The sequence below is a fragment of the Paenibacillus sp. FSL R5-0744 genome (assembly GCF_037972555.1).
Taxonomy (GTDB): domain Bacteria; phylum Bacillota; class Bacilli; order Paenibacillales; family Paenibacillaceae; genus Paenibacillus_AQ.
The window spans coordinates 3,129,351-3,154,220 of sequence record NZ_CP150228.1 but is presented as its reverse complement, the minus strand read 5'-3'; the positions used below and the strand labels follow the sequence as shown (position 1 = coordinate 3,154,220).

Below are 24,870 nucleotides of genomic sequence, written 5' to 3'. Positions count from 1 at the left end.
CACACTAAAATGACCTAGCTATCTTTCGATGATATAAAAAGCGATTCGCTTTTCGATTAAGCTCCGGACAACGTTTCATCGTTTGTATCCGATTGTTCGGAGCAGCCTCTGGTATATAACTTTACAGTTTCTACATGAATCATGTTAAACCATCCCTTCGTTTGGTAACAGTTTAAAACGCATGCCGTTACTTGTCAACTTAGAACGGGAAATGTTGTTATTTTTTGCGAGGTCGTTTAACATTACTTATTCTAGTCCCTTGAGGAATTGAAATGAACTGGCTCTTCGATACACCAATAAGCTGTGAAGTATAAATACTACTATGTCCGGAGAATAAATAACTCACTACACAAGCGATGAACATGTATACAGCCCCCTCTGACCCGAACAGCTCAATCCCCATTAAAAAGCAAGCGATAGGCGTACTGGTAGCTCCACAGAAGACAGCAATGAATCCGAGAGCTGCCAGAAACGGTCCATATACATGTAAAATTCCAGCCAAAGCATTACCTAATGTGGCTCCAATCGCAAATAGCGGAGTAACCTCACCACCCTGAAATCCTGTTCCTAAGGTAAAGGCGGTAAAGATCAGCTTCCATAAAAAAGCGAAAGGAGAGACATCTCCCTCAAAAGAATCCTTGATTAATGGAATTCCGAGGCCTAAGTAATCACGGGACCCTACAAGGAATACTAACGCTATGATAATCAAACCACCCACTGCACCTTTTATCATAGGATTGCTTATCATGGCGGTGAAGATTCTTTTTAGTAAATGAGTCAGTTCACTGAAAAGCATACTCACGAGACCAAAAATTACAGAGGCCAATACCACTTTTAGAATAATCATTAAACTTAAGGCTGGAAATTCATTCACGACATAGTGAGTATGATGAACGCCCCACAATCGAGTGGTGACCAGATCACCAACAAAGCTAGCCACAAAACATGGAAGTAATGCCTGTTGGCTAATAAGTCCAATGGTTACTACCTCTAGACCAAATAAGGTTCCAGCCAGCGGTGTTCCGAAAATAGAACCGAAGCCCCCGCTAATCCCGCACATTAACAGTATTTTGCGATCTAACGGGCTGATTTTGATTAATTTCCCAAACCACTCCGCGAGGCTTCCTCCCATTTGTACAGCTGTTCCCTCCCGTCCGGCAGATCCACCAAACAAGTGAGTGACCAGTGTTCCTAACAATACTAAGGGTGCCATGCGTAATGGAATGGTCTCTGTACCATCCTGAATTTGTTCTATAATAAGGTTATTTCCTTTAGCGCTGTTTTTTCCGTAACGCATATATAAGAAACTAACAAATACTCCCCCAAGAGGCAGCAAATAAAGTAGCCATGGATGCTCTAAACGTACATCTGTTACATAGTCTAAGCTTTTCAGAAAGAAAGCCGAGGCAGTTCCCGATAAGAGTCCAACCACACTTCCGAGTACAATCCATTTGATAAATGTACTCCAAAGTGCAAAATGACTTCTTTTCTTCACGAATTCATGCCATCGTGCAGACCATTGATTCATAACAGCAACTCCCAAAGTCAGTATAAATTAGTCTCTAGCAACAAAACAGACTCCTACCAGTGAAGCTCACTCTGGTAGGAGTCATTAGTCTGAAGAGACGGTTGTGGCGAACTCCATCGCCTTGTTATATGTTATTCTTAGTCCTCAGAATCTACGTTATGATACACTTGTTGAACATCTTCTAAATCTTCTAAGGCATCAATCAATTTTTCGAATTGAGCTTGTGCATCTTCAGGAAGTGTTACATAGTTCTGTGGCAGCATGTTCAGCTCAGCAACCGTAAACTCAGTGATTCCTGCATTCCTGAACACTTCTTGTACAGCATGGAACTGATCAGGTTCAGCGTACACGATAACCGCTTCATCCTCTTCTAGAACATCACGTACATCAAGTTCTGCATCGAACATCATCTCAATCACTTCATCGGCAGTTTTACCTTCTACACCGATAACAGCCGTTGAGTCAAACATGTAGGCTACAGATCCGCTGACACCCATATTCCCGCCATTCTTACTGAATGTAGAACGGATCAAAGGCGCTGTACGGTTAACGTTATTCGTAAGTGCATCGACGATGATCATCGAACCGTTAGGTCCAAATCCTTCGTAACGAAGCTCTTCATAATTCTCATCACCGCTGCCTTTGGCTTTATCCATTGCGCGGTCAATAATGGCTTTTGGTACATTGTAAGTTTTTGCACGTTCTAATACAACCTTCAAGGCCCGGTTTGCTTCTGGATCGGGTTCACCTTTCTTGGCTGCTACATAAATCTCAACACCAAACTTTGCATAGACGCGACTTGTGTTGGCGTCTTTGGAGGCTTTCTTTTCCTTAATATTATTCCACTTACGACCCATATTGTTCCCGCTCTCTTTCAACATGAATTAAAAACAATTGTTACTTATTATACCCTTGATTAATAGCTCTAGTAAAGTGCGCTGGTAGGTTAATCCTCTAAGCTGTCACAATACACGCATAAAAAAGGCCCCTAAATCAGACAGGAGCCTTCTAAAAACTTATTTTATTTATACCCAAACCTCTTGGGCTGTTTCAATTACGAGACGTATTTTATCCCACTGCTCTTCTTCGGTTAGGATATTTCCTTCCTCGGTGGAAGCAAACCCACATTGAGGACTTAAGCAAAGCTTCTCAATATCTACATATTGTGCCGCTTCTTCAATACTTGCTTTGAGCTGCTCTTTGCTCTCAAGACCACCATGTTTCGTAGTTACTAGTCCCAATACCACAAATTGATCTTTAATAAATCGTAAGGGCTCAAAATCGCCCGCCCGCTCATTATCATACTCCAAGAAAAAAGCATCCACTTTAGTATTCGAAAAAAGTTCTTCGGCCACAGGCTCATAACCACCAGCTGCGAACCATGTGGAACGGAAATTACCTCGGCATACGTGAAGCGCAATCGTCATATCATCTGGACGACTGGCAATGCTCTCGTTAATCAGCCTAACGTAATCCCTAGCCAATTGATCTGGATCTGTACCTCTGCTTCGTAAATGCGCCCGATGTCTACCACTACACAGCGTTCCCCAAGTTGTATCGTCTAATTGGAGGTAACGGCAGCCTGCATCATAGAACGCTTGGATTGCAGTTCGGTAAACAGCAATAATATCTTGGAATAGGGTTTCTTGATCCGGGTAAACTTCATTCCCGTTAAAATCCTCCACAAAGTGAAATAAAGCGGGTGAAGGGATCGTCATTTTCGGAATTCGGTCTCCAGCCATTTGTTTCAAAGCGATAAATTGGTCGATCATTGGATGATCTTCAAAGGCAATCCGGTCCACGATTCGAAAAGATTCCGCGCGCTGAGCCGCTTCCGCTCTTCCTTGATTTAAGTTAATCTTCTCAGTTCCTTTAATCCCTACAAAGAAATCGAGATGCCACCAGGAACGGCGAAATTCTCCGTCTGTGACCGCCAATAAGCCCACTTCTTTTTGCAGATCCAGTAGTTTGGCGATTTCAATATTCTCAATTTCATGAAGCTGACTGCCCGTGATTTCACCATTGTCATATTGGAGGCGGGCTGCTTTTATCTCATCCGTTCGTAAGAAGCTGCCAACGATATCGTAGCGAAAGGGTGGAGCATTTCTCTGGGTGCCAATTACGGGTCTAATCATACCGATCCTCCTACTGCTATAGTAAAAAATGATTTAGATCAAAATAACTTCCTGAAACCAGGTCATTCAAAATCTCGATATACTTAGATGCCATTACACTCGGTCTGCGATCTTTATGCGCTATCCAGCCAACCGTAAATACTTCATTGCTCTCAAAAGGAATCGTCTTCAGTCCATCACCATTTAGATCAGACGCCAGAATTCCTGTGCCTACCGTATAGCAATCCGTACCCATTAATAAATTGGTCAGTGTCGCTCGGTCATTCACCTTAATATTCTTCTCAATTTGTGAAAAGCTTAACATTTCCTCTGAGAAGTGCAGTGAATTGTTCTCCCCCTGTTCAAAAGTAATATAGGGGAATGGCACAATATCATCCTGTGTAATGACGTCCTTATGAGCCAGCGGGTGCCCGGTTCGAACATAAAGATGCGGATCGGTATTAAAAAGTGGTGTGAATTTCAGATTGCCATCACTAAACAGTTTATTCATATGCTTATAGTTACTCTCGTTAATATAAAGAATTCCTAAATCACTGCGCAAGGTACGTACATCTTCGATAATCTCGTAGGTTTGCGTCTCTCTCAAGCTAAAGTTGTATTCTGAGACATCATTGTGCTTCATGAGATTTACAAAGGCGTCAACCACAAAGGCGTAGTGCTGCGTAGAGATGGAAAAATAGATCGGACTACGCTTTTTCCCCGTATAACGATTCTCCATAAGCTCTGTCTGTTCAATAATTTGGCGGGCATAACCCAGGAATTCCATTCCCTCAACGGAAATACTGATTCCACGGTTGGTCCGCTCAAAAATCGTAATCCCCAGTTCACTTTCTAACTCTTTAATGGCATTGGACAGGCTCGGTTGAGAAACAAAGAGCTTCTTTGCCGCCTCATTCATGGAGCCACTATTTGCAATTTCGATAGCGTAGCGGAGTTGTTGCAACGTCACTCCTATTCCCCCTGTTCCAGACCTGTTAGTTCTGTATTCTGTTTCATGCTAGGTGATATCGTAGCATATTTTCATATGGCAATCCAAGATAATCCTTATCTTATTTACGTATTAAGAGTGCTTTAGCGTGTACGCTTCTTAGCAGCATCAATTTTGGAGGGGTCAAGTCCCTTCCAAATATTCGGCATATCGACTTGCTCAGGGTGCTCAAACACAAGAAAAGCCGTAGGTAAATATCGTTCCCCATATTGAGAAGATGGCTTGTTCATAATCTCGTTGTCTTTTACCAGTACGGTAGAAGAACCCCCATCCAAATTGGCAGCAATCACTGCTCCATGCTTAAGAAGGATTTGCTGCACATCGTATAGATTTGCACCAATACTATAAGTAGGTTGTCTTCCATCAATAACAACAAATATAATCGCTCCGTCAGCTCGCTGGCCCATCGCTGTTCTTGGTGCAATTCCCCAACCTTCAGCCGCGTTCTTAATTAATCCTTTTCCATTGACGATTAAACGAGGGCTAAAAGTTACTGCCTCCTGAACACCCATTCTACTAATCTCGTCTAAAGAATAATTTCCAGCAACCATCTTCCCTTGTTTATCAAGACCTACGATTTGCGTGGATTTCTTGCCACCGAGACCGTTGTAATATAACTTACCTTGTGAGATCACAATACCGATAGGTTTAAATCCGTTACCTTTCCAGTTGGGGTCAGCGAATCCACCACCGTTGACTCCAGCGATAGCACCTGTGCGCTTCACCATACTAGTTACTTTCTCACCTGATCCTACCTTATCCGGAATTCCCAAACGAACTTTAGTAGGATCATTAACGATCATGACATATCCGGAATATCCAGTACCTGAGACATTTTCTATCTCGACCAGTGGTTTCTCTTTTACTTCAGGTTCAGGAGTGATGGTATGTGTGTCCTTTTCGACCCCCATCTCTTCAAATTGGGCGCTATATTCAGTCACTCTGTTCTTTAATCCGTCCTCACCAATAATATATTTAGCCATGTAGCGGTGCTGTGTTGTAATCAGTGTATCAGCGATTGAATAGCGCAGATTTTTAGCCGAAGGTGCAAAGTAAAACCAACCGCCTCCAGCAATCAACAAAATTAAGCAGAATAAAAACACTTTGGATAGTGTTCGGAAAAAGCTCCGTTTCTTACGTTTTTTTGTTGGCTTCTTTTTACGTACGGTGGAACGTTGAGGTAATGATGAAGTGCTCACTTCTTTTTCCTCCCTGACTATTACGGAATTTGAAAATAAATGTCTAACTTTATCATAGACGATAAATTCCATGAAAAGTTTCTGTTAAGGGAATTACTAGTTATACGTAAGTTTCTGAGCATACACAAAAATATCGCCGTACGATCCTCATCATACGACGATTGTTAGTTCTCTTTTATAATTTCGCCATTATTTGTGGTCTCTTTATTCGCTGCAATACATAACAAATGAAGAATAGATTTATTCCCAGCAAAATAATCATAATCCCTGCTGACCATTCTAATGGATGCTTTACACCAAATGTAACCAGTAAAGAAGGTACCATCGTCAAGAAGCTTAGTGCTGAAGCAATATGTAATCCTTGTCGTGGCTTTTGCATTACCATGGATAATATTCCAGTTATAAAGATCATGAATATGCAAATCAGAAGATTATCAAAGATTAATATACTTTGTGCTGTTGAGAACCAAATGAGGCTGGTTTCATGCATGAAAACATATTGGATGAAGTTTGCGCTCAGCCAAGTAAACAATGACGACACTACCAGCATTACTAATGAAATCAGGATTGCAATCATACTCTTCCCAATGAACATTGACTCTGTTCGTATTGGCGTTGACAATAAAGATTCAAAGGTCTTATATACTTTTTCTCCTCCAATCGAATATGAGATCATATTTACTGTTATTCGAGGCACACCTAGAGCCATAATGATGATTGGATAATAAAAGTTCAATTTGCCAAAATAAATATAGGCTAGCATCGTAAAGATGGCTGGTGCAACGATTAAGAAAAGCATGCTAAACCGAAATCGCTTTAAAGCTACGAAATATTTCCATTCATGATGAAGAACACTAGACATTTGTGATTTCATCAAAAACACCTACCTTCTTATATGACTCTGCAAGAAAATACGAACGATCCATTTTCTTAACTTTTATAAAGATAAAATAAGAGTTAACCCCTACCAAAACGACTAAAAATACTGCTGATAGTAAATAAGTAGCCACCATCAAATGCTGAGTAAATGAATTAAAAAGAATAACAATATAAATATAAATCGGATAAAAAACTACGCTTAGCTTACTATTCGCCTTCAGGATATCATCAGAAGTAATGGATCGATCTACTCCTATTAAAGTGACGGCTAATAAAATATGAAAAAATAGAATCAACATACCTACCCATTCCCTAAAATTGATTTGAAAAGGCTCATATGTGAAACTCTTCACTAATAGCATTAAAATGAATATGGATAAATAACAAACTCCACTGCTAACGATGCAAAACATACATTTTCCATAAAATAGGCTTCTGCTCTTAATTGGTGAGGATAATAATGTTTCTATCGTTTTCATTTCTTTCTCACCCGCAAAGCTATTGGCTGTCCATTGCTTTAACAGAGTAAGTGGAAATAAGATTGATCCGCTCAACAAAACAGTATCGTTCATTTGAAACACAGGAGCTACGATCCCTATGAGAACTACAGCACATAAATGAAAGATCAGAGCGCCTTTATCTTTAAAATACTCTTTTATCTGCATCCTAAAGACGGTTTCTATTTCATTCATTTGGTTTCTCACCATTTTCTACCTGCATATACAGCTCTTCGAGGTCAAATTCCTTAGTTTCAATATTCTTCACATCTATCTCTAATGTGGCTAACACTTTGATCAACTTCGAAATCGCAATATTTTCTGTTAGTTCAACGATAAGGGTGTTTTGCTGTACCTCGTATTCAATATTTATTTCAAGACTAGACAACGCCTTATGAAGACGTTCCAAATCAGCGGACAAATCTTGGTTGCAGATAATACGGACTTTACTATTGGCTTGCTCTTTTAATGCTGCCATTGTGTTAGTATATACGTTTTTCCCATGTCGCATTATTGTGATCTTATTACAGATCTTTTTTACTTCTTCTAAATTGTGTGTGGTCAAAATAATGGTGGTCCCGTACTTTTGTGCTAAATCATGCAGCATTACTCTTAAATGATCGATGCTTACTGGATCTAGTCCATTCGTGGGCTCATCTAATAAAAGGATTTTAGGTTTGTGAAGTAAGGCTCTAGTTAAAGCAACCTTCTTCTTCATCCCTGTAGAAAAGCCCTTAACAGGCAAATGCTTCTTATCTAGTATTTCAAAATCACTCAATAGCTCGTCTATTCGTTTGTCGTAATCACTACGTTTCATACCATATATTTGAGCAAAATAACTTAAGTTATCATATACACTCAAAGGCTCATATAACCCAACGTCTTCTGATAAAACACCACACATTTTACGAACAGTGTCACCCTCTAGATTAGGATTACAACCAAATACAGATACCTCTCCCTCATCAGGCTCTAAAAGTCCTAATAAGAAACGAAGAGTAGTTGTTTTCCCAGCTCCATTATGTCCCAATAAGGCGTAAACATCTCCCGCCTGAATGGAAAGGCTCAATCCATTAATAGCATTTACACGCCCGAATGTCTTTTTTACATCTTTCAGTTCAATTTTCCGCATCGCACATTCCTCCCTATGAAACACAAAATAAGTATAGCAGACTATACATTGATTGTATAGTTAACTATACTTATTTTGATTGTGATAAATTTTTTTATTGATATAATAAGAAAGTACGACGTAGTCGTTTTAAGTTTTCATCATGAAAGCAATTTTCGATATTAATTATTACATGGGAGCATGACATGAAAACAAGAATAAGAGAATTGCGAAAAGAGCGAAAAATATCTCAAGAGGAATTAGCAAAAGCGGTTCGTGTCACTCGTTTAACCATTATTTCAATTGAGAATGAAAAATACACAGCTTCTTTAATCCTTGCTTATAAAATAGCTAAGTATTTTGGATTAACGATTGAGGAAGTATTTGATTTCTCTGAGGTGGAGGAAAATGATGAATCAAAAATATAAAGCGAGGATTCAAAAACGTTTACGTACCAAAATAATTATCGCTGTTATTGGTGGACTTGCTGTAATAGGTACCTATATTATTAAATTGCTCACTACCACGGCGGATTTTGCTTCTATTGATGCGTATATCACAGGATTTTTCTTTGGTATTGAAGGCGTCTGTGTAATGAACATAATACAGCTTAGAAAGCTGCTTAAAGACGAAAATGCGCTTGAAGAAATGGTGATTTACGAAGAAGATGAAAGAAATCAAAGTATTAAATTAAAAGGTTACAACTCCACTATAAATTTAATGATTTGGTTGCTTTCATTTGGAAGTATTATCTCATCTTTCTTCAACCAGGTTATCTTTTTCACATTGGCAAGTGTTCTTGTGGTCCTGTTAGTCGTGTCTTCATTATTCAGATGGTTTTATACTAGAAACTGAGTGGGGTACATAAGCTCCCTCCTTCCAATTAAAATAGCTGTCTCAGTAGTAGAATTTCTACTTGTGAGACAGCTCCTTTGCACCTCTTATTAATTGCATGATTTATTTAGTGTCTACCCGCTCCACCACCACTGCTGGCGCTACCTCCACCACCTGATGATCCACCACCGCCGGAATAACCTCCTCCACCGGAAGAGCCACTATCATTGTTAGAGTAGCTGTTGCTGGAAGAGCTAGAAGAGCTAGAAGAATGTCTACCTGCACCTCCGCCACTACTCGAACCTCCGCCCCCACGATTCTCGTTACTTGAGGAATATCGTCCTGCTCCTCCACCTCTAGTAGAGCCGCCTCCACCGCTGTTTCCCCAGAAGCTTGACTGTGAGTTATTTGATGGTGTGTTTCTATGATGATGATGGTGATTATTATAGTGATTATTATAACGTCTGTGCCAACGTCTACCATAACCGTAATCCGCTTGACCGTACCAATTCCCATACCGCCGAATATTTCTTGGGCTATAAGGATTAAATGGCAAACCGTACATTTCAATATATTTATTGCGTCGTGAAAGACCATATCCGAACAATATGAGCGGAGCAAATATCAATAAGTATATTAGGAGACCTTTGCCTACACTAACACTAGCCTCCTTTGCTGAAGTGGTTGTTGAGGAAGAATTGGCGACTGTAGTGCCTCCACTGTTTCCCGTCGCTCCAACGGATTGATCCGCTCTAGCCAATAAGAAGCTGTACAAAGCATTAGAAGTTGCCGTAGCTCCCGTTCCGTAATCTTTTTTCACAAATTGGGGCTCAAGTACAGTATCCAAAATATTGCTGATTGCATCATTAGTTAGAACCTTGTCGATGTCCTTCCCTTGCAGAACATGATAGTTGTCTCCACCTATGTCTAGCACGAGCATAACATCCTTAGGGCCAGCAGCAACGGAGGCAAACTTCATGTAGGTATAATCCTGAAGTGTTTTATCTCCTGCGTTCTTTACAGTAACCACATAAATTCCGCTGCCAGTTGTAGTTTTATATCTGTTGCTAGATTCATTCAAATAATCCTTTGTTACTTTTTTGAGTACACCGGCATTATCTGATACATAGTTTTTAGTGCCGACATTTTCCACCCAGGTCCCACCCATGGCTTGAATAAAAGCGCCATAAGTTTTACGTGCACCGTTACTATAAGTTTTAGCTGCAAAATCCGGCTCAAGATATTGAGAGAGAATATCTTTAATCTTACTGTTAGGCAACGTGTCCTCAATACCCTTACCTTGTACCGCCCAGTAGTCATCATCTTTTATAGAAAGCAGTAGCAAAAGCCCGTTATTCTTATCCGCAGAGCCTACGCCCCAGCTATTGAATAGCGAAGTTGCATACTCTTCCATCGAAACTCCATTTGTAGAATCGACTGTCACCACTACGACTTGAGCACCCGTATCCTGATGTAATCGAATTCCATAGTTCACCATGTAATTCTCAGCTTTCTCGTCGATCACATTCGCAAAATCATTCACATAAAATGACCCAGTATGCTTAGGTACAGCTGTCTTGGCTGAAGTTAAAACCGGAAGAAGCAAAACACTTAACATCAGGGTGGCAAGTGTGGTAAGAAGCATCTTTCTAAAAATTCTGTAGTTCATATGTACCTCCTGCTCTATCATAATCTCTTTTATTTATCGGTTACGCTCAGTTTACACAATAGTTCCATTTTGTTCTATTCAATAAACCACACATCCAGATGTTACATAAAGCCCCGGCCGCCAAATTCACATAAAGAAATTAGCACTTTCAGGTTTAGATATAGCTATAATAATGAAAATAATAATAATTAGGTTAATCAATATGCTTATGAAAAATTCTGATAATTTATTTTGATCTCTACGGAATAATAATCGATTTATCTGAAATCCTAATGATATCCCTTCACCTATTAAGTTGATCGGTAAATCTATAAACGAATAAAGAGCTATTACAAAGAGTAATTTCCAAAGTAAATGCCCAGCAAAAAAAGAGAAGATTACGATGCCAATATGTATTAAAGGCCACATTAAAATGATTGTACTGAACATGGATGTCCCTTCGATTAAAAATCCAAGCATTATTCCCACACCAATCAACAAAAAAAGAAAACTCAAAGAGGACCCAAAGGGTACAGCCGCGTGGCTGAATACCTTTCCATCGAATTGATCAATAATATCAATACCATATATAAAGCAAGCGATTGTTAAAATGATCAGAAGAATGAACTGAGAAACTTTAATCCCAATTAATCTATTCATGTTTTTCTCCTCTATTTTCCTAATCTAGCGCAATATAATCTACTTCTTAATTCTACTAATCCATATGTACTTATTTTACTATCGTGAAATCTTTCTCACTCTCATGAATAGGCAGATCACTCATAGTTACTTTCTTCACAGATGCCCGTTTCAATGATTTCATGCAATGGACTAGAAATGAGATTCGCTGCTCTTCTCCTTGTACTTCTACCTCTACACTTCCGTCGTTTAAATTTTGTACCCTACCCGTTAATTTCATTCTTTCAGCAATCGTATATATTTCCAAACGGAATCCTACGTTTTGAACTCTACCCGAGAAAACTATTTGTTTTCTAACGACAGGACTTGAAGGAAAATCCAGTAACTGAATACGATTTGCATGCCAAATCACATAATTATTTCTAACTTTTTTGAACACATTCACACGTTTCATACTCCTTTTTTAGAACTACTACGATTTATGCTATATTGTACCATAGCCATTGGTAAAATAAGGGGCTGAATTGATCACTCTTTAATTACTAAATACACAAAAAGACTCAGCATTCCGCTGAGCCTCCAAATTTGTATCAACTTCAAGTCATAGGTTGGTTCAAGCTATTCATTAAAATCAAACAGAGTAGTTGTTAAATAACGTTCACCAGTATCAGGCAAAATCACCACAATCGTCTTCCCTTTATTTTCTGGACGTTTAGCAATTTCTGTAGCTGTATATACCGCGGCGCCAGACGAGATCCCTACAAGTAATCCCTCGGTCTTGGCAATTTCACGCGCTACATTAAATGCGTCTTTATTCTTCACCTGAAAAATCTCATCAACAACCTCTTTATTGTAAATCTCCGGAATGAAGTTAGCCCCAATCCCTTGAATTCCATGCGCACTAGGCCGGCCACCAGATAATACCGGTGAATCAAACGGTTCGATAGCGACGATCTGTACAGAAGGGTTCTTAGCCTTCAAAGCTTCCCCAACCCCTGATATGGTGCCTCCAGAACCAACACCCGCAATAAAAATATCTACATTTCCATCTGTATCCCGCCAAATTTCCTCTGCAGTTGTCGTTCTGTGAATTTCAGGGTTAGCTGGGTTGCTGAATTGTTGTGGAATGAATGCATGTGGAATTTCCGCTGCCAATTCCTCCGCCTTTTTCAGAGCACCGCTCATCCCTTCAGCTCCAGGTGTTAATACAAGCTTAGCACCAAGTGCAGCCATCACCTTACGGCGTTCAATACTGAACGTATCCGGAAGTACGATAATCAACGGGTACCCAAGGCTGGTCGCAGCCATTGCAAGGCCAATGCCGGTATTGCCACTTGTTGGCTCAATAATTACAGAATCTTTGTGAATTAAGCCTTTATCCTCAGCATCTTTGATCATCGCATAACCTATACGATCCTTGACGCTACCTCCAGGATTAAAAGACTCTAACTTGGCAAGGATTTTTGCTTCAACGTTCTGAGATTTACTATATTTCGAAATTTCCAATAACGGTGTATTACCAATCAAATCTGTTACGCTTTTATATATATTAGCCATAATAATCTCCTCATTTCATATTCCCCCATCAACTTACTTAGTATTAAGTCTAACAGGATTTAGAGGATTTTCAACCTGTCGTACTACGCTTAACCGAAACACTAGACTCTCGCACAATTAAACGCGGATCAAGCTGTACTCTTTGGTAGTCGCCCGTAATATTATCCTGAATGCGTTGCAACAGAAGCTGAGTAGCCAAACGGGCGACTTCATTTCCCATGATCGAGACCGAACTAATCTGCGGACTTGTAATGGTTGTCCATGCGTTATTATCCACCCCTACCACTGCCACATCCTCAGGAACACGAACGCCTAACTCTTTAAATCGGTTTACGATCCCTATAGCGACCATGTCATTTACAGCATATATTGCATCTGGCATATGGGTCAGGCTATAGAAATAATCTGCAGCTTGTACCCCCGTTTGCAAGGAGAAATCCTCTCCAAAATAAACCAAAGAAATATCCACTTGATTTAACGCCTGCTGATAGGCAAGATAACGATCTTCAATGAGATCCTTCTGAGCTCCTGCGTAAGCAATTCTAGTTCGGCCAATATTGCTTAGATGTTCCATGATTAGCTGGCCCTCAAAACATGACAGGCTTACGACATCCGCTTTCACATTCTCTGTAATGCGTTTCCCGTAGTTAATGATGGAGACAGGAACACTCGATTTATTAATTAGCTCTACCATAGTCTTGGGATAAGCAAGAGGCATGATAATGAGTCCATCAACATGTAATTTCTTGATCTCACGAATCGTTTCGAGCTCTGTCCGCGGATTTCCGGAAGTATTAATCTGAATGACTCGATATCCGTCCTGTTTAGCTGCTTGCTCCACGGACCAGGCGATATCTGGAATAATGGCATTTCGAATGTCGGGAACGGCCAGAGCGATTTGCTTCGTTTGGCGAATCTTCAGACTTTGTGCAGAGGTATTAGGTGTAAAACCCATCTCCTCAATCACTTGCAGTACTAATGCCTTAGTCTTGGAACTAATTCCCTCCGAATTATTAATCGCTCTTGAAACAGTAGCAATACCTACTCCCGCTCGTTTCGCTACATCCTCTATGGTTACTTTGTTTTTATTAGCCAAGTTGATAGTCCCCTCATTTTCGGAATCGTTTCCGTAATCATAGCTATTATTAAATCTATCCGTCTCATTCAAGCCGTTTTTGCAATGTATTTATTATAACATATATGGACTTATAAAAGCACTTATAGCAAGTACCACACAGTCTATATATGCCTGCTACCTCTAAGTTTAGGTGAAATTTTTCACTAATTTTCGATATTAATATTTTAGTATTTAAATTTGACAATATGAAAATTATGTGACATATTTGTTCTCGGAAACGTTTCCTCTTTTCCAGGAGCAAAACACTATTTATTATCAATTAATTAATCTAGGAGATGAATGATATGCAAGCATTAAGATGGCATAACGTCAAAGATCTACGGTTAGAAACGATTGAAGAACCAGCAGCACTTGAAGGAAAAGTGAAAATCAAAATAGAATGGTGCGGGATTTGTGGCAGCGATCTTCACGAATATGTAGCCGGTCCTATTTTCATTCCCCAAGGTACAGATCATCCCCTTACTGGTGAAAAAGCGCCAGTCGTAATGGGACATGAATTCTCTGGACAAATCGTTGAAGTAGGTCAAGGCGTTAGCAAGTTTAATGTTGGTGATCGAGTTGTCGTTGAACCAGTTTTTGCATGTGGTGAATGTGTAGCTTGTCGACAAGGCAAATACAATCTTTGTGAAAAAATGGGCTTCCTAGGTTTGGCTGGAGGCGGCGGTGGATTCTCAGAATACGTTGCAGTAGACCAACATATGGTGCACAAAATTCCTGACAGCTTGTCCTATGAGCAAGGCGCTCTAGTAGAACCTTCTGCAGTTGCTCTGCATGCTGTTCGTTCCAGTCAATTGAAGGTCGGAGATAAAGCTGTAGTATTTGGCGCTGGCCCTATCGGTTTGCTTGTGATTGAAGCTTTGAAAGCTTCCGGTGCAGCTGAAATTTATGTTGTTGAACTCTCAGAAGAACGTAAGAGCAAAGCTGAGGAACTTGGTGGTATTGTAATCGATCCTAAACAATATGATGTGGTTGAAGAAATTCAAAAACGTACCGATGGCGGCGTGGATGTTGCTTTTGAAGTCACAGGTGTCCCTCCCGTTCTAACACAAGCTATCAATTCCACTAAATTAAGTGGTCAAATCATGATCGTTAGTATTTTTGAAAAAGATGCTACGATTACTCCAAACAACATCGTACTTAAAGAACGTAATTTAACTGGTATCATCGGATACCGTGATGTATTCCCAGCAGTAATTAGTCTCATGGAACAAGGTTACTTCCCTGCGGACAAACTGGTAACTAAAAGAATCAAATTGAACGAAGTGATTGAACATGGATTCGAGGCGCTTTTGAAGGAAAAAAATCAAGTGAAAATTCTTGTAAGTCCTAAACAATAACCATAAACAGCCAAGTGGCTGATCTATAGAGCAAGAGTCCTTCTCCATAAGAGAGGGACTCTTGGCTTCTTTTATATAATTATGAGTACTTCTCATTTAATAAATAGTGCAGATTCTCTTTTACCGATGGCCATTCGTTATCCAAAATACTAAAGACAACATTATCATGAATCGAACCATCAGATCTAATTCTATGCTGGCGTAGAACCCCTTCTTTTACAGCCCCTAATCGTTCTACCGCTCTTTGCGACCTCAAGTTAGTCTTCACCACTGTAAACTCTACACGAATCAGCTTTAGCTCTTCAAAACAATAGTGAAGCAGTAATGACTTAGCCTCGGTGTTCACACTCGTTCTCCAATATTCAGGTGAGATCCACGTACATCCGATTTCAGCATTGCGATGAACCAAATCCGGATGCATGATTCGAGTGGTACCGACGATTTGTCCAGTAGCTTTTTCAATGATGACGAAGGGAATTTGCGATTCATTGTTTTGATTTGCGAATGCGGTTGTGATTAAATCCTGTACCTGCTCGTCCGACGTTATTTTTCGCCAAGTAAATTCCCAGATGTTTGGATTTCTTAATACTCTCGCTAGCCCTTCTACATGGCTGTCATCCATTGGAATCAGCTTGACTGTACTGCCCTCCAAGATTGAATTACGAGGTTGGATCATTTCGCACACCGCTCTCTTAATGATATATGTTGGATGATATCCGCAATTTCTTCTACACGATAAGCGATATGATCTGCCCCAGCATTCTCCAGTTCTTCTTTAGGTCCATAACCAAACGTCACACCAATAGATTCTACTCCACAACCTATAGCACCGATAATATCATGCTCTCGGTCCCCAATCATCACAGCTTCCTCCGGAAGAATAGCATTCTGATCGAGTACGTACTGTATCACATCTTTCTTTTTAGAACGGGTGCCATCTAGATTACTACCACCGATATGCTCAAAATAATGATCTAGTTTATAATGCTCAAGAATTTGTTCTGCAAAAACAGTAGGCTTGGAGGTAGCTACATACAATGAAAATCCTTTATTCTTGAGGTCTTCCAGCAATTGCGGTATACCATCAATCACCATATTCTCAAGCATTCCAACGGTGCTGTAACGCTCACGGTAGAATACAACTGCTTGTTGCGCTTGTTCCTCTGAGAACTGATGCAGCTCGATAAATGAATCATAAAGAGGTGGGCCTATGTAAGGAAGAAGTTTATCCAAATGCTCGATCTGAATATCAAATTTGTTCAATGCGTATTCTACGCTTTTTGTTATGCCTTCTTTAGGGTCCGTTAATGTACCATCCAAATCAAATAAAATACTTTGTAGTCCTCTTCCCACTGCTGTCTTGCTCCCCTCAATTGATATTAATGGATGTATTTATAATACCTTCGTTTCTACATACTTTCCACATACTTCTCGAATACGATCAGTACGAAAGTTATTTTTATATATCGGAGGAGTATTTTATGAACATGACCCATTATATGTCTTTGCTAGCGGATAATCAGCCTTGGAACTTGATTTTATTTATGGCGATCCCTGTGATTTTTGCTGAGACGATCACCGTTACAGAGTTTATTATTTTGTTCACCAAAAATCTAAAAGGCTCTTTACGGACCTTTAACAAATTCTGTAGCATTCTGGCGGGGTTGTACTTCACAGGGGTATTCCTCTACTTGTTTCCTACCGCATTCATCCCTTTGTCAGTGAATGGTGAGTGGCACACATGGGTTGACGTGGTAGCCGTAGGCTTCTATTTGAGCGGAGTGCTTTTCTTATTACCGCTAGCTTTGTTAGATCTTGGTCTGATCGCTCGTAAACGAACAGATGAACAGAAAATGAAGCTTCATTTTATACTCATCAGTGGATTCTTGGTTGTAGCACATATCGCGATGATATTCGGGATGATCAATCCGGAAATTGTGGGCAGCATGGGTGGAATGGGCGACATGATGCACTAACTTAACATATAAAAAAAGCAGATCAAGGCTAAGCCCTTGGTCTGCTTTTCTAATGTGATGCGAAGGTTATCCCGCACTTTGAACAGAAATTACACTACGCTTCTTGCGCAATAAAAACATAAGTGGTAATCCAAACAACACGATGATAGAGCCGACTACGAATACATCATTCACACCCATAGTGAACGATAATAATCTTATCGAATCTGCATTACCTGCACCTGAACTGATCAATTCTTTAGAGTGCAGTAAGGATCTTGTGGACAAAATAGAAGTGAACACCGCAATCCCAAGTGAGCTTAACACATTCCGAACCCAGTTGTTGATCGATGTGGCATGACCTGACCATTCGACTGGAATTTCCTCCATAGACGCCGTGCTACTCGGAACGTTAGCTAATCCAATACCTAAATTCCGAACAACCATTGCCCACATAATGAAGCTGTAAGAAACATTTGTATGCAGCCGGCTCATCATGAATAAACCGATGAAAATAAATAAAATACCAGCAGAAATTAACTTCACAGGCCCAAACTTTGGATACATCTTACCCACGATTGGACTAAGTAAAGCCAGCAGAATCGAAGATGGCAATAAGATAAGCCCCGTTTTAAGTGTTGTTGCTCCTTCTACCGTTTGTAAGAACAATGGAGTTAAGTAAGTTCCAGCATACATTGCTATCGTCACCAAACTATAGATACTAAGCATGGCAGTAAAGCGCCGATTTCGAAAGACACGCAGATTCAGCAATGGTACTTCCGCCTTCAGCTCGTGCAAGACGAAGAAAACTAAAAGTACGATCCCCATAAGTATTAAGGATAGGGTCTTCCATGAGCTCCATCCCCAGCTATTGCCTTGGCTAAATGCGGTTAATAAAGATAAGCTGCCCAGTACAACAGTTAGGAAGCCAGGAATATCAAATGATTTCGGAACATTCATTCGATAGTATGGAATTAACGTTACGGTTAGAATAACAGCAATGATCCCAATGGGAATGTTAATTAAAAATAACCAGTGCCAGCTAGCATACTGAAGTAACCATCCGCTAAATGTCGGACCTATGGCTGGGGCTACCATCGCGGATAGCGACCATAGGCTCACGGCGAAAGGTCTGCGTTCAGCTGGAATCACTTGGAATATAATCGTCATCGTACAGGCCATAATCAGCCCGCTGCAAGACCCCTGAAGCATTCGAAATACAATCAAAGAGGTTGGATTCCAAGCTATTGCACAGAGTAAGGAGAACATGGTGAATCCCATCAAAGCGAATAGATACAGTCGCTTATAGCTAAATCTGCCTCCCAGATATCCGGCAAGTGGTGCAGTTACTCCCGTTGCTAGCATAAAACCTGTAACCATCCATTGCATAGTGTTCAGGTTCGAATGGAAATGATTCATTAAAAGAGGAACAGCTATGTTGATGGTCGTTGTACTTAAGACAGAGACGAAGTTTCCGAAGAATATGGCAATCATTATAGGCCAAAAATGAATTTTACTTTCTTGTTTAACGTCCATGCTACCCCTCCTCATCTTTTTTATATGTCTACTTTTACATATATAATTCAACTTAAATAATGTTATAATCGTATGGATAATATGTCAATGATGACATATCGCCAAAAATCACAATGAAAACGGATTTATAATAACTGGAGGGCTTCATAGTAATGAATACACTGTCTTATGGACTTCTTGCTTTACTAAGTGCTAACTCGTTGTCTGGATATGAATTAACACAGAATATAAAACCGTTATGGCGAGCAGGACATAGTCAAATCTACCCTCTTCTTATGAGCATGGAGCAGCAAGGTTACATTTCATATCAGCTCATTGAGCAATCGGATAAGCCGGATAAAAAGGAATACTCCATTACGGAAGCAGGAATTGAGCAATTGCGGAATTGGGTGGAAACTCCAGCTGAGCCTCCAGTCCTACGGGACGAGCTACATTTTAAGCTGTATAGTCTATGGCTCTCCAAACCCGAGGAGGCAAAAGAACTTCTACAAAAACGAGCGGAGTTTTGTAAAAGTGAGCTAGAACGATACAAGGTCTTGCTGAAAGCTAACGAAGTCTTACGTGATGAACGAAGTGAGAGTCGTGAATTAAAAGCAACCACTTTTGGACGCTACTTACTCATTCAGAAACGAGTGCTGGATATGGAGAGCTCTATACAATTTTGCGAGTGGGCACTTGAAGAGCTTGAGCCAGCAAAATAGCGTTAGCTGACAACAATTAAAAAGAGACTTCGCGTACATACGCAAAGTCTCTTTTGGCTCTTACTTTTCGGATTTTGTTAATCTAGGCAGCCGTACCTCGCATCGGGTTCCAACTCCAGGCTGACTTGTAATTCGAATCTTACCGCCGTGTAATTCTACAAGCTTTTTAACAATGGATAGTCCAAGACCTGTACCACCATATTGCCTGGATCGTGATTTCTCAACTCTGTAGAAGCGTTCAAAGACATAGGGCAGTTCTTCCTCAGGAATACCTATTCCGGTATCCTCTACAATAAATAAAACGGTATCTCCGTCGACATCCTCATCTACATGGACGGTAATCTCACCTTCATCCGTATAACGGATCGCATTCTCCAGAAGATTCATCATAATCTGTTCCATACGCTTTTCATCTCCACGAACCCTATACGAAACTCCATGATACATAATCTTCAGCTGAAGTCCCTTTTCTTTGGCTTTCAATTCCACTCTGCGTACCGCTTGTTCTGCCATGTGCTTAAGATCTATCCAGTCCAGCGTAAGTGAGATTTTACCTTCTTCCATCTTTGCCAGTTCAAATAAATCTTCTACCAGATGCTCAAGCCGATGCGCTTCCTCGTGAATAATATGCAAATACAGATCTCGTTCCCCTTCGGTCTCATAAAGCCCATCCTTTACGACCTTAGTATACCCCTTCAAATAAGTGATGGGTGTTCGTAGTTCATGAGAAATGTTGGCTAAAAATTCCTGACGCGTGTCCCTATATCTTTGCAGATCTATAGCAAGGTCGTTAATAGCTCCTGCCAAAAATCCGATTTCATCGTTACTCCGTATGGAAAGTCTCGTTTCCAATTCACCGGCAGCAATTTTTCTAGTCGCCTTCTGCATCTTGATCAGCGGCCTGGATAACAACAAACTAATTATTCCCGTGATCCCTAGTGCCAATATAAAGGCCCCAATTCCTGCGAGCAACAATAGATTACGGATAGAAGCCAAGGATTGCTTCATATTCTCTGTAGAGGACATTACATATAGTGCAGACTGGATGGTTTGACCATTTGAAATTGGTTTCCCAGTGATGAAATATCTGTGTCCAGTAGGATCTGTATACTCAAAATTCACACTTTTTCCGGCAAATATCCGACTAATATCCGAAGCATTTATGAATGAACGATCTGCGCGGTCATGAACACCCGAATGGAGAATGACACTACCGTCTTTTGAAATATTAAATATACTCACGTCCGAAAACTCTGCAAAAGTACTCATCATCTGCTCGTTAGAACTATCCGGTGATTCAGCCATTCCGATAAAATGCGAGGTTAGCTCCTCAGTTTCTTTTTGCATCTCGTTGTAATAAAAGCTGGTAAACATTCGGTCTATCGTTATCCCAAGAATAAACAAAACAACTAAAAAAACAGACATAATAACTGACCCGAGCTTCAGTCCGATCATATTATTCTTCATAGATGATTACCTGGGATCTCAAATTTATAGCCTAACCCCCATACCGTTTGAACAGGATTATAAGACAGACCCGCCTTATGTAATTTCTCGCGAATATTCTTAATATGTGTGTCGATGACACGGTTCTCACCCTCATAATCATTGCCCCATAAACGCTCCACTAGTTCTTCTCTCGTAAAGACACGGTGCGCATTTTGTGCCAAGGCCGTTAGCAGATCAAATTCCTTGAGTGTAAACTCAACTGCTGTATCCAGAATATGTACCTCACGAGCATCCGGGTAAATCGCAAGCTCAGGGTAGCTCAGAACCTTTTTCAGAGGTTGTTGGGTCGATGTAAGCATTGAACGCCGTACCAAAGAGTAAATTCTTGCGACTAATTCCTCTGGCTCGAACGGTTTGGTGAGATAGTCATCCGCGCCTATGCCGAGACCACGAACCTTGTCCTTAGTTTCCGATCGAGCTGTTAGCATTAGAACGGGGACAGAGCTTACCTCTCTAACGGCTTTACAGACCTGCCAGCCATCCATATCTGGCATCATCACATCCAGCAGGATTAGATCAAAGTTCTGTTGATTCAGCAAAGTGAGTGCCTCATGCCCCGTTGACGCTTCTCTAGTCGTTATTCCTTCTCTTGTTAAATAAATCCGAATTAAATTCCGCATGTTCCATTCATCGTCAACGATCAGTACCTGAAGCTTATTCAAGTTGTTCACCTCTTCGTGGCCTAGTGACCGGAATGTGGATTGCCTCCTGCCGCCGGTGAGATTTCCAGCATATCATCGATTTCGCTTTGGACACTTCCTTTTATTGCGTTGATGTCCCCAGTTAACCAAGCATGATTATAGGGGCCTTCTGCTGGTGAATCTTGAAATTTAGGTTGAAGGGTCATCATATATTCCATCACGGAATCTGGCAACCCGTCTTTTTCCGTAAAGATAAGCGGTGCATGTTTCCCTAAATGCGAAAAAGGTGCAGCGGCGATCGCCAGCATCGTTGAATCGGTAGTCAACAAAGACAAGTTATGTCCAGGTGTCGTTATGCCCCAGCCGAAACTGTTGCTGGCGTCCTTAAAAGTAGCAAAAGCAATGGCATTCTCATACATGTCTTTTCCAGCTATACGGGTTACTGTGCCGAATTCCTGTAATTGCTTTTCTACTGCTGTAGATACAACTTTTTCAGGTCCTAAGATATAAATCGTAGCCGAACCTCCACGCTCTTTCAAAGCATTAACGGTAGGATCTGGAATTTCATCTTTTGTTACATAGAGAAGCGGCTCTGGCATATGGGCGATCCAATTCACTGCAGGCAGTGTGTACTCAGGACTATCCATAGAACCTACAATGACTGCCTTTGGAAGATCACCGGAAGCTTTTGCATAATAAGTATCAATAGCTTGTGCTACAGCTGCCGGCTCGTCCCCTTCAATTCGGTCTACTTTCAGATCCATTGTCTTTAATTGTTCTTCGACATTGGAAGCCATGGGTCCGACGAGCACTACTTGTACACCATTATTACCTTCTGCACCTAAAGGATTCAATCGCTTAAGCTCTGCTAACGTTGCCTCAGGGACACCCTCTTTAGTTGTAAAAAGAATAGGGCCATTATTCGGATGATGGATCAAATCCGCACTAACCGCGGCAATCTGCCAATTGCTTACATCCGTTAATACTACACTTGAAGGTCTGTTGTTCTTCGTCTGTGCAGTCCATAGGGTTTGTGAAACGATAACTGCTGCCGCAGTCGGGTCAGAAGTGTTTATACGAGTTGTGTTTTTTGATGCGATCCATGGTTGATCCACTGACGATATAGAAGCTTGCTTATCTGATCCAGATGGGGCATTATTGCCCGATTGACAGCCAGCTAACACTGCACTTAGAAGCAATGTTACAGCAACTATGGGTATGATTTTTTTCATCTTAAACCCTCCATTTTAATTTCTCGCTTAATTTAGAGTAGTTTAGTCTATAAATGTGTAGAAAGTATGTAGAATTTAAAATATATAAAATTTGTATATGATGCAAAAAGAGCACCTGTAAGCCATGAACGACTTAGGATGCTCTTTTACTTTAGAAATTCCGTTTCTACAATTACCAGTGTTTAGCGATAAAGGTATCCCGTCCGGATTGCTCACGATCCTCTTTATAATGCTTGGGATTCTTGTGATGATAGTCCTGATGATATTCTTCCGCTCGATAAAAGGTTGGCGCTGGAAGGATTTCCGTCACAACGGGTCCTGAGAATCTGCCACTCACAGCAACTTGCTCCTTCGAGGCAAGGGCTGCTAAACGTTGTTCTTCGTTATAGTAAAAGATGGCTGTCCGGTATTGTGTTCCTCTATCCTGAAATTGTCCACCATCATCCGTGGGATCAATCTGAGGCCAATATAATTCAAGCAGCTTCTCGTATGAAAAAAGCGCTGGATCAAACGTAATTTGTACCACCTCGTAATGTCCTGTTGTTCCTGTTTTGACTTCTTCGTAAGTTGGGTTCTCGGTTAATCCTCCAGCATATCCCGATACAATCCCTTGGATACCTGGTAACTCCTCGAACGGTGTAACCATGCACCAAAAGCAACCACCTGCAAACATTGCTTGTTCCATATGTTCAAGTCTCTCCCTATCCATCATCATCTAGTAAATAACATATGCTATGACGATAATGCTTCTAGGTTATAATGTCAAAGGAAATCATTCATTTACATTCGAATTCGATGCTTTAAGGCGTTATAATATAACAAACAACGGAATTAGAAAGGAACAACCTATGAATAAAAATCGTTTGGGTCAGTCCGATTTATATGTAAGTGAAGTAGGACTCGGCTGCATGTCCTTAGGTACGGATGAGGCTAAAGCCATTTCCATCGTCCATGAAGCGCTCGATCAAGGCATTAACTTTTTAGATACAGCCGATCTGTATGATGAGGGTCGTAATGAAGAGATCATTGGTAAGGCGATTCGCCACCGCCGCGGTGAGGTAATATTGAGCACAAAAGTGGGTAACCGCAGAATTCCAGGTCAAGAAGGCTGGAGCTGGGATCCATCAAAATCCTATATTAAATCCGCAGTCAAAGACAGCCTAAGACGCCTCCAAACGGATTATATCGATCTGTATCAGCTGCATGGCGGAACGATCGATGATCCGATGGATGAGACCATTGAAGCCTTTGAAGAACTTAAGCAAGAGGGTCTAATCCGATATTATGGGATCTCTTCTATTCGACCTAATGTCATTAGAGAATATGTAAAAAAATCAAACATAATCAGTGTAATGAGCCAATACAGTATTTTAGATCGACGTCCTGAGGAAGAAATCCTCCCTCTGCTGGCCGAGCATGGGATCAGTCTAATAGCTCGGGGTCCTTTGGCGGGTGGCATCCTTTCGGAGAATGGCCGCAGCAAGGCAGCGAAGAAGTACTTAGATTACAGTAGTGAGGAGATTTTGAAGTTGCATGATCAGCTTGTGCACGCAACGAGTCACACTCGCCCCCTAGCACAAACTGCGCTTCATTATTCGCTTGGTCATCCGTCTGTAGCGGTTATTATTCCTGGAGCGAGTAGTATGGAGCAGTTGAAGAATAATGTAACGGCTGCTAAGTCAGCCCCACTGTCTTCGGAGGAAATCGAAATGATCCGCGGGTTGAGTAAAGCGAACCGCTACACACTACATTTGTAAAGTAGTCTGTCATTTATAAAATTAAGAGCGCCAGTTAAGAAACTGGCGC

26 protein-coding genes and 1 riboswitch are annotated in these 24,870 nt (G+C 40.8%); of the genes, 6 read left to right on the top strand and 20 right to left on the bottom strand.

Going from position 1 to position 24,870, the window contains the following annotated elements; all coding sequences use genetic code 11:
* Nucleotides 1–217: 217 nt before the first annotated feature.
* The 8 genes from MKY19_RS13905 to MKY19_RS13870 all read right to left on the bottom strand — a co-directional run bounded on the left by MKY19_RS13905 (nucleotide 218) and on the right by MKY19_RS13870 (nucleotide 8,358).
* Complete coding sequence (locus MKY19_RS13905) at nucleotides 218–1,528, bottom strand: voltage-gated chloride channel family protein (protein WP_339803653.1); 1,311 nt, start codon at nucleotides 1,526–1,528, stop codon at nucleotides 218–220.
* A 68-nt stretch (nucleotides 1,529–1,596) separates the two neighbouring features.
* A riboswitch (Fluoride riboswitch) is annotated at nucleotides 1,597–1,658 on the bottom strand.
* Nucleotides 1,659–1,665: 7 nt separating this feature from the next.
* Nucleotides 1,666–2,385: a YebC/PmpR family DNA-binding transcriptional regulator gene (locus MKY19_RS13900; protein WP_042187963.1), complete on the bottom strand. Its 720-nt coding sequence runs from the start codon at nucleotides 2,383–2,385 to the stop codon at nucleotides 1,666–1,668.
* Between the two features lie 168 nt (nucleotides 2,386–2,553).
* Nucleotides 2,554–3,663: a 5-methyltetrahydropteroyltriglutamate--homocysteine S-methyltransferase gene (locus MKY19_RS13895; RefSeq protein WP_339803650.1), complete on the bottom strand. Its 1,110-nt coding sequence runs from the start codon at nucleotides 3,661–3,663 to the stop codon at nucleotides 2,554–2,556.
* A gap of 16 nt (nucleotides 3,664–3,679) precedes the next feature.
* Nucleotides 3,680–4,612 carry a LysR family transcriptional regulator gene (locus MKY19_RS13890; RefSeq protein WP_042187960.1) on the bottom strand — a complete coding sequence of 311 codons (933 nt, stop codon included), beginning with the start codon at nucleotides 4,610–4,612 and terminating at the stop codon, nucleotides 3,680–3,682.
* A gap of 122 nt (nucleotides 4,613–4,734) precedes the next feature.
* Nucleotides 4,735–5,850 (bottom strand): phosphodiester glycosidase family protein, encoded by a 1,116-nt coding sequence (locus tag MKY19_RS13885; protein WP_076285807.1) that lies wholly within the window; start codon nucleotides 5,848–5,850, stop codon nucleotides 4,735–4,737.
* A 175-nt stretch (nucleotides 5,851–6,025) separates the two neighbouring features.
* On the bottom strand, nucleotides 6,026–6,727 hold the full coding sequence (locus MKY19_RS13880; RefSeq protein ID WP_339247948.1) for a hypothetical protein: 702 nt from the start codon (nucleotides 6,725–6,727) through the stop codon (nucleotides 6,026–6,028).
* Nucleotides 6,705–7,421, bottom strand: coding sequence for a hypothetical protein (locus MKY19_RS13875; protein WP_339271101.1), 717 nt, complete (start codon nucleotides 7,419–7,421; stop codon nucleotides 6,705–6,707). The genes MKY19_RS13880 and MKY19_RS13875 overlap by 23 nt, the downstream gene beginning before the upstream one ends.
* The gene (locus MKY19_RS13870; RefSeq protein ID WP_339803648.1) at nucleotides 7,414–8,358 is read right to left on the bottom strand and encodes an ABC transporter ATP-binding protein; all 945 of its coding nucleotides are present in this window, start codon (nucleotides 8,356–8,358) and stop codon (nucleotides 7,414–7,416) included. The genes MKY19_RS13875 and MKY19_RS13870 overlap by 8 nt, the downstream gene beginning before the upstream one ends.
* 185 nt (nucleotides 8,359–8,543) lie before the next feature.
* Here MKY19_RS13870 and MKY19_RS13865 point away from each other — a divergent pair, with 185 nt between their 5' ends.
* Complete coding sequence (locus tag MKY19_RS13865) at nucleotides 8,544–8,765, top strand: helix-turn-helix transcriptional regulator (protein ID WP_042127498.1); 222 nt, start codon at nucleotides 8,544–8,546, stop codon at nucleotides 8,763–8,765.
* Nucleotides 8,746–9,192, top strand: a complete 447-nt coding sequence (locus tag MKY19_RS13860) for a hypothetical protein (RefSeq protein ID WP_339803645.1) — start codon at nucleotides 8,746–8,748, stop codon at nucleotides 9,190–9,192. The genes MKY19_RS13865 and MKY19_RS13860 overlap by 20 nt, the downstream gene beginning before the upstream one ends.
* Nucleotides 9,193–9,298: 106 nt before the next feature.
* On the opposite strand, the gene MKY19_RS13855 is transcribed toward MKY19_RS13860, so the two are convergent.
* The 5 genes from MKY19_RS13855 to MKY19_RS13835 all read right to left on the bottom strand — a co-directional run bounded on the left by MKY19_RS13855 (nucleotide 9,299) and on the right by MKY19_RS13835 (nucleotide 14,111).
* Nucleotides 9,299–10,840: a TPM domain-containing protein gene (locus MKY19_RS13855; protein WP_339803642.1), complete on the bottom strand. Its 1,542-nt coding sequence runs from the start codon at nucleotides 10,838–10,840 to the stop codon at nucleotides 9,299–9,301.
* Between the two features lie 126 nt (nucleotides 10,841–10,966).
* The gene (locus tag MKY19_RS13850; RefSeq protein ID WP_339803639.1) at nucleotides 10,967–11,479 is read right to left on the bottom strand and encodes a hypothetical protein; all 513 of its coding nucleotides are present in this window, start codon (nucleotides 11,477–11,479) and stop codon (nucleotides 10,967–10,969) included.
* A gap of 70 nt (nucleotides 11,480–11,549) precedes the next feature.
* Complete coding sequence (locus MKY19_RS13845) at nucleotides 11,550–11,912, bottom strand: acylphosphatase (RefSeq protein ID WP_339803636.1); 363 nt, start codon at nucleotides 11,910–11,912, stop codon at nucleotides 11,550–11,552.
* Nucleotides 11,913–12,076: 164 nt separating this feature from the next.
* Nucleotides 12,077–13,015: a cysteine synthase A gene (gene cysK / locus MKY19_RS13840; protein ID WP_339803634.1), complete on the bottom strand. Its 939-nt coding sequence runs from the start codon at nucleotides 13,013–13,015 to the stop codon at nucleotides 12,077–12,079.
* Between the two features lie 70 nt (nucleotides 13,016–13,085).
* Nucleotides 13,086–14,111 carry a LacI family DNA-binding transcriptional regulator gene (locus tag MKY19_RS13835; RefSeq protein WP_339803631.1) on the bottom strand — a complete coding sequence of 342 codons (1,026 nt, stop codon included), beginning with the start codon at nucleotides 14,109–14,111 and terminating at the stop codon, nucleotides 13,086–13,088.
* 326 nt (nucleotides 14,112–14,437) lie between these two features.
* Here MKY19_RS13835 and MKY19_RS13830 point away from each other — a divergent pair, with 326 nt between their 5' ends.
* The gene (locus MKY19_RS13830; RefSeq protein WP_339803628.1) at nucleotides 14,438–15,490 is read left to right on the top strand and encodes a 2,3-butanediol dehydrogenase; all 1,053 of its coding nucleotides are present in this window, start codon (nucleotides 14,438–14,440) and stop codon (nucleotides 15,488–15,490) included.
* Nucleotides 15,491–15,569: 79 nt separating this feature from the next.
* On the opposite strand, the gene MKY19_RS13825 is transcribed toward MKY19_RS13830, so the two are convergent.
* On the bottom strand, nucleotides 15,570–16,166 hold the full coding sequence (locus tag MKY19_RS13825) for a GNAT family N-acetyltransferase (RefSeq protein WP_339803626.1): 597 nt from the start codon (nucleotides 16,164–16,166) through the stop codon (nucleotides 15,570–15,572).
* A complete protein-coding gene (locus MKY19_RS13820; RefSeq protein WP_042187950.1) occupies nucleotides 16,163–16,843 on the bottom strand; it encodes an HAD family hydrolase in 681 nt (226 codons plus the stop codon). The genes MKY19_RS13825 and MKY19_RS13820 overlap by 4 nt, the downstream gene beginning before the upstream one ends.
* Nucleotides 16,844–16,971: 128 nt before the next feature.
* Here MKY19_RS13820 and MKY19_RS13815 point away from each other — a divergent pair, with 128 nt between their 5' ends.
* Nucleotides 16,972–17,466: a DUF6803 family protein gene (locus MKY19_RS13815; RefSeq protein WP_076298958.1), complete on the top strand. Its 495-nt coding sequence runs from the start codon at nucleotides 16,972–16,974 to the stop codon at nucleotides 17,464–17,466.
* A gap of 66 nt (nucleotides 17,467–17,532) precedes the next feature.
* Here the strand turns inward: MKY19_RS13815 and MKY19_RS13810 are convergent, their stop codons facing one another.
* Complete coding sequence (locus tag MKY19_RS13810; protein ID WP_339803623.1) at nucleotides 17,533–18,981, bottom strand: DHA2 family efflux MFS transporter permease subunit; 1,449 nt, start codon at nucleotides 18,979–18,981, stop codon at nucleotides 17,533–17,535.
* A 152-nt stretch (nucleotides 18,982–19,133) separates the two neighbouring features.
* Between MKY19_RS13810 and MKY19_RS13805 the strand changes: the two genes are divergently transcribed.
* Complete coding sequence (locus tag MKY19_RS13805; protein ID WP_339803620.1) at nucleotides 19,134–19,682, top strand: PadR family transcriptional regulator; 549 nt, start codon at nucleotides 19,134–19,136, stop codon at nucleotides 19,680–19,682.
* 60 nt (nucleotides 19,683–19,742) lie between these two features.
* On the opposite strand, the gene MKY19_RS13800 is transcribed toward MKY19_RS13805, so the two are convergent.
* From MKY19_RS13800 to msrA, 4 genes are all read right to left on the bottom strand, one after another.
* Nucleotides 19,743–21,149 (bottom strand): HAMP domain-containing sensor histidine kinase, encoded by a 1,407-nt coding sequence (locus MKY19_RS13800; protein ID WP_339803617.1) that lies wholly within the window; start codon nucleotides 21,147–21,149, stop codon nucleotides 19,743–19,745.
* Entirely contained in the window at nucleotides 21,146–21,853 is a 708-nt protein-coding gene (locus MKY19_RS13795) for a response regulator transcription factor (RefSeq protein WP_339803615.1), read from the bottom strand. The genes MKY19_RS13800 and MKY19_RS13795 overlap by 4 nt, the downstream gene beginning before the upstream one ends.
* 20 nt (nucleotides 21,854–21,873) lie before the next feature.
* Entirely contained in the window at nucleotides 21,874–23,064 is a 1,191-nt protein-coding gene (locus MKY19_RS13790; protein WP_339803612.1) for a cell wall-binding repeat-containing protein, read from the bottom strand.
* Nucleotides 23,065–23,236: 172 nt separating this feature from the next.
* Complete coding sequence (gene msrA, locus MKY19_RS13785) at nucleotides 23,237–23,749, bottom strand: peptide-methionine (S)-S-oxide reductase MsrA (RefSeq protein WP_076194248.1); 513 nt, start codon at nucleotides 23,747–23,749, stop codon at nucleotides 23,237–23,239.
* Nucleotides 23,750–23,912: 163 nt separating this feature from the next.
* Between msrA and MKY19_RS13780 the strand changes: the two genes are divergently transcribed.
* The gene (locus MKY19_RS13780; protein ID WP_339803609.1) at nucleotides 23,913–24,821 is read left to right on the top strand and encodes an aldo/keto reductase; all 909 of its coding nucleotides are present in this window, start codon (nucleotides 23,913–23,915) and stop codon (nucleotides 24,819–24,821) included.
* Nucleotides 24,822–24,870: the final 49 nt, after the last annotated feature.

Coding starts and splice junctions, on each gene's coding strand:
- cysK (WP_339803634.1), bottom strand. CDS start 13,015: ATGGCTAATATATATAAAAGCGTAACAGATTTGATTGGTAATACACCG.
- MKY19_RS13875 (WP_339271101.1), bottom strand. CDS start 7,421: ATGAATGAAATAGAAACCGTCTTTAGGATGCAGATAAAAGAGTATTTT.
- MKY19_RS13895 (WP_339803650.1), bottom strand. CDS start 3,663: ATGATTAGACCCGTAATTGGCACCCAGAGAAATGCTCCACCCTTTCGC.
- MKY19_RS13825 (WP_339803626.1), bottom strand. CDS start 16,166: ATGATCCAACCTCGTAATTCAATCTTGGAGGGCAGTACAGTCAAGCTG.
- MKY19_RS13900 (WP_042187963.1), bottom strand. CDS start 2,385: ATGGGTCGTAAGTGGAATAATATTAAGGAAAAGAAAGCCTCCAAAGAC.
- MKY19_RS13905 (WP_339803653.1), bottom strand. CDS start 1,528: ATGAATCAATGGTCTGCACGATGGCATGAATTCGTGAAGAAAAGAAGT.
- MKY19_RS13855 (WP_339803642.1), bottom strand. CDS start 10,840: ATGAACTACAGAATTTTTAGAAAGATGCTTCTTACCACACTTGCCACC.
- msrA (WP_076194248.1), bottom strand. CDS start 23,749: ATGGAACAAGCAATGTTTGCAGGTGGTTGCTTTTGGTGCATGGTTACA.
- MKY19_RS13830 (WP_339803628.1), top strand. CDS start 14,438: ATGCAAGCATTAAGATGGCATAACGTCAAAGATCTACGGTTAGAAACG.
- MKY19_RS13870 (WP_339803648.1), bottom strand. CDS start 8,358: ATGCGGAAAATTGAACTGAAAGATGTAAAAAAGACATTCGGGCGTGTA.
- MKY19_RS13860 (WP_339803645.1), top strand. CDS start 8,746: ATGATGAATCAAAAATATAAAGCGAGGATTCAAAAACGTTTACGTACC.
- MKY19_RS13850 (WP_339803639.1), bottom strand. CDS start 11,479: ATGAATAGATTAATTGGGATTAAAGTTTCTCAGTTCATTCTTCTGATC.
- MKY19_RS13810 (WP_339803623.1), bottom strand. CDS start 18,981: ATGGACGTTAAACAAGAAAGTAAAATTCATTTTTGGCCTATAATGATT.
- MKY19_RS13845 (WP_339803636.1), bottom strand. CDS start 11,912: ATGAAACGTGTGAATGTGTTCAAAAAAGTTAGAAATAATTATGTGATT.
- MKY19_RS13800 (WP_339803617.1), bottom strand. CDS start 21,149: ATGAAGAATAATATGATCGGACTGAAGCTCGGGTCAGTTATTATGTCT.
- MKY19_RS13780 (WP_339803609.1), top strand. CDS start 23,913: ATGAATAAAAATCGTTTGGGTCAGTCCGATTTATATGTAAGTGAAGTA.
- MKY19_RS13815 (WP_076298958.1), top strand. CDS start 16,972: ATGAACATGACCCATTATATGTCTTTGCTAGCGGATAATCAGCCTTGG.
- MKY19_RS13805 (WP_339803620.1), top strand. CDS start 19,134: ATGAATACACTGTCTTATGGACTTCTTGCTTTACTAAGTGCTAACTCG.
- MKY19_RS13790 (WP_339803612.1), bottom strand. CDS start 23,064: ATGAAAAAAATCATACCCATAGTTGCTGTAACATTGCTTCTAAGTGCA.
- MKY19_RS13865 (WP_042127498.1), top strand. CDS start 8,544: ATGAAAACAAGAATAAGAGAATTGCGAAAAGAGCGAAAAATATCTCAA.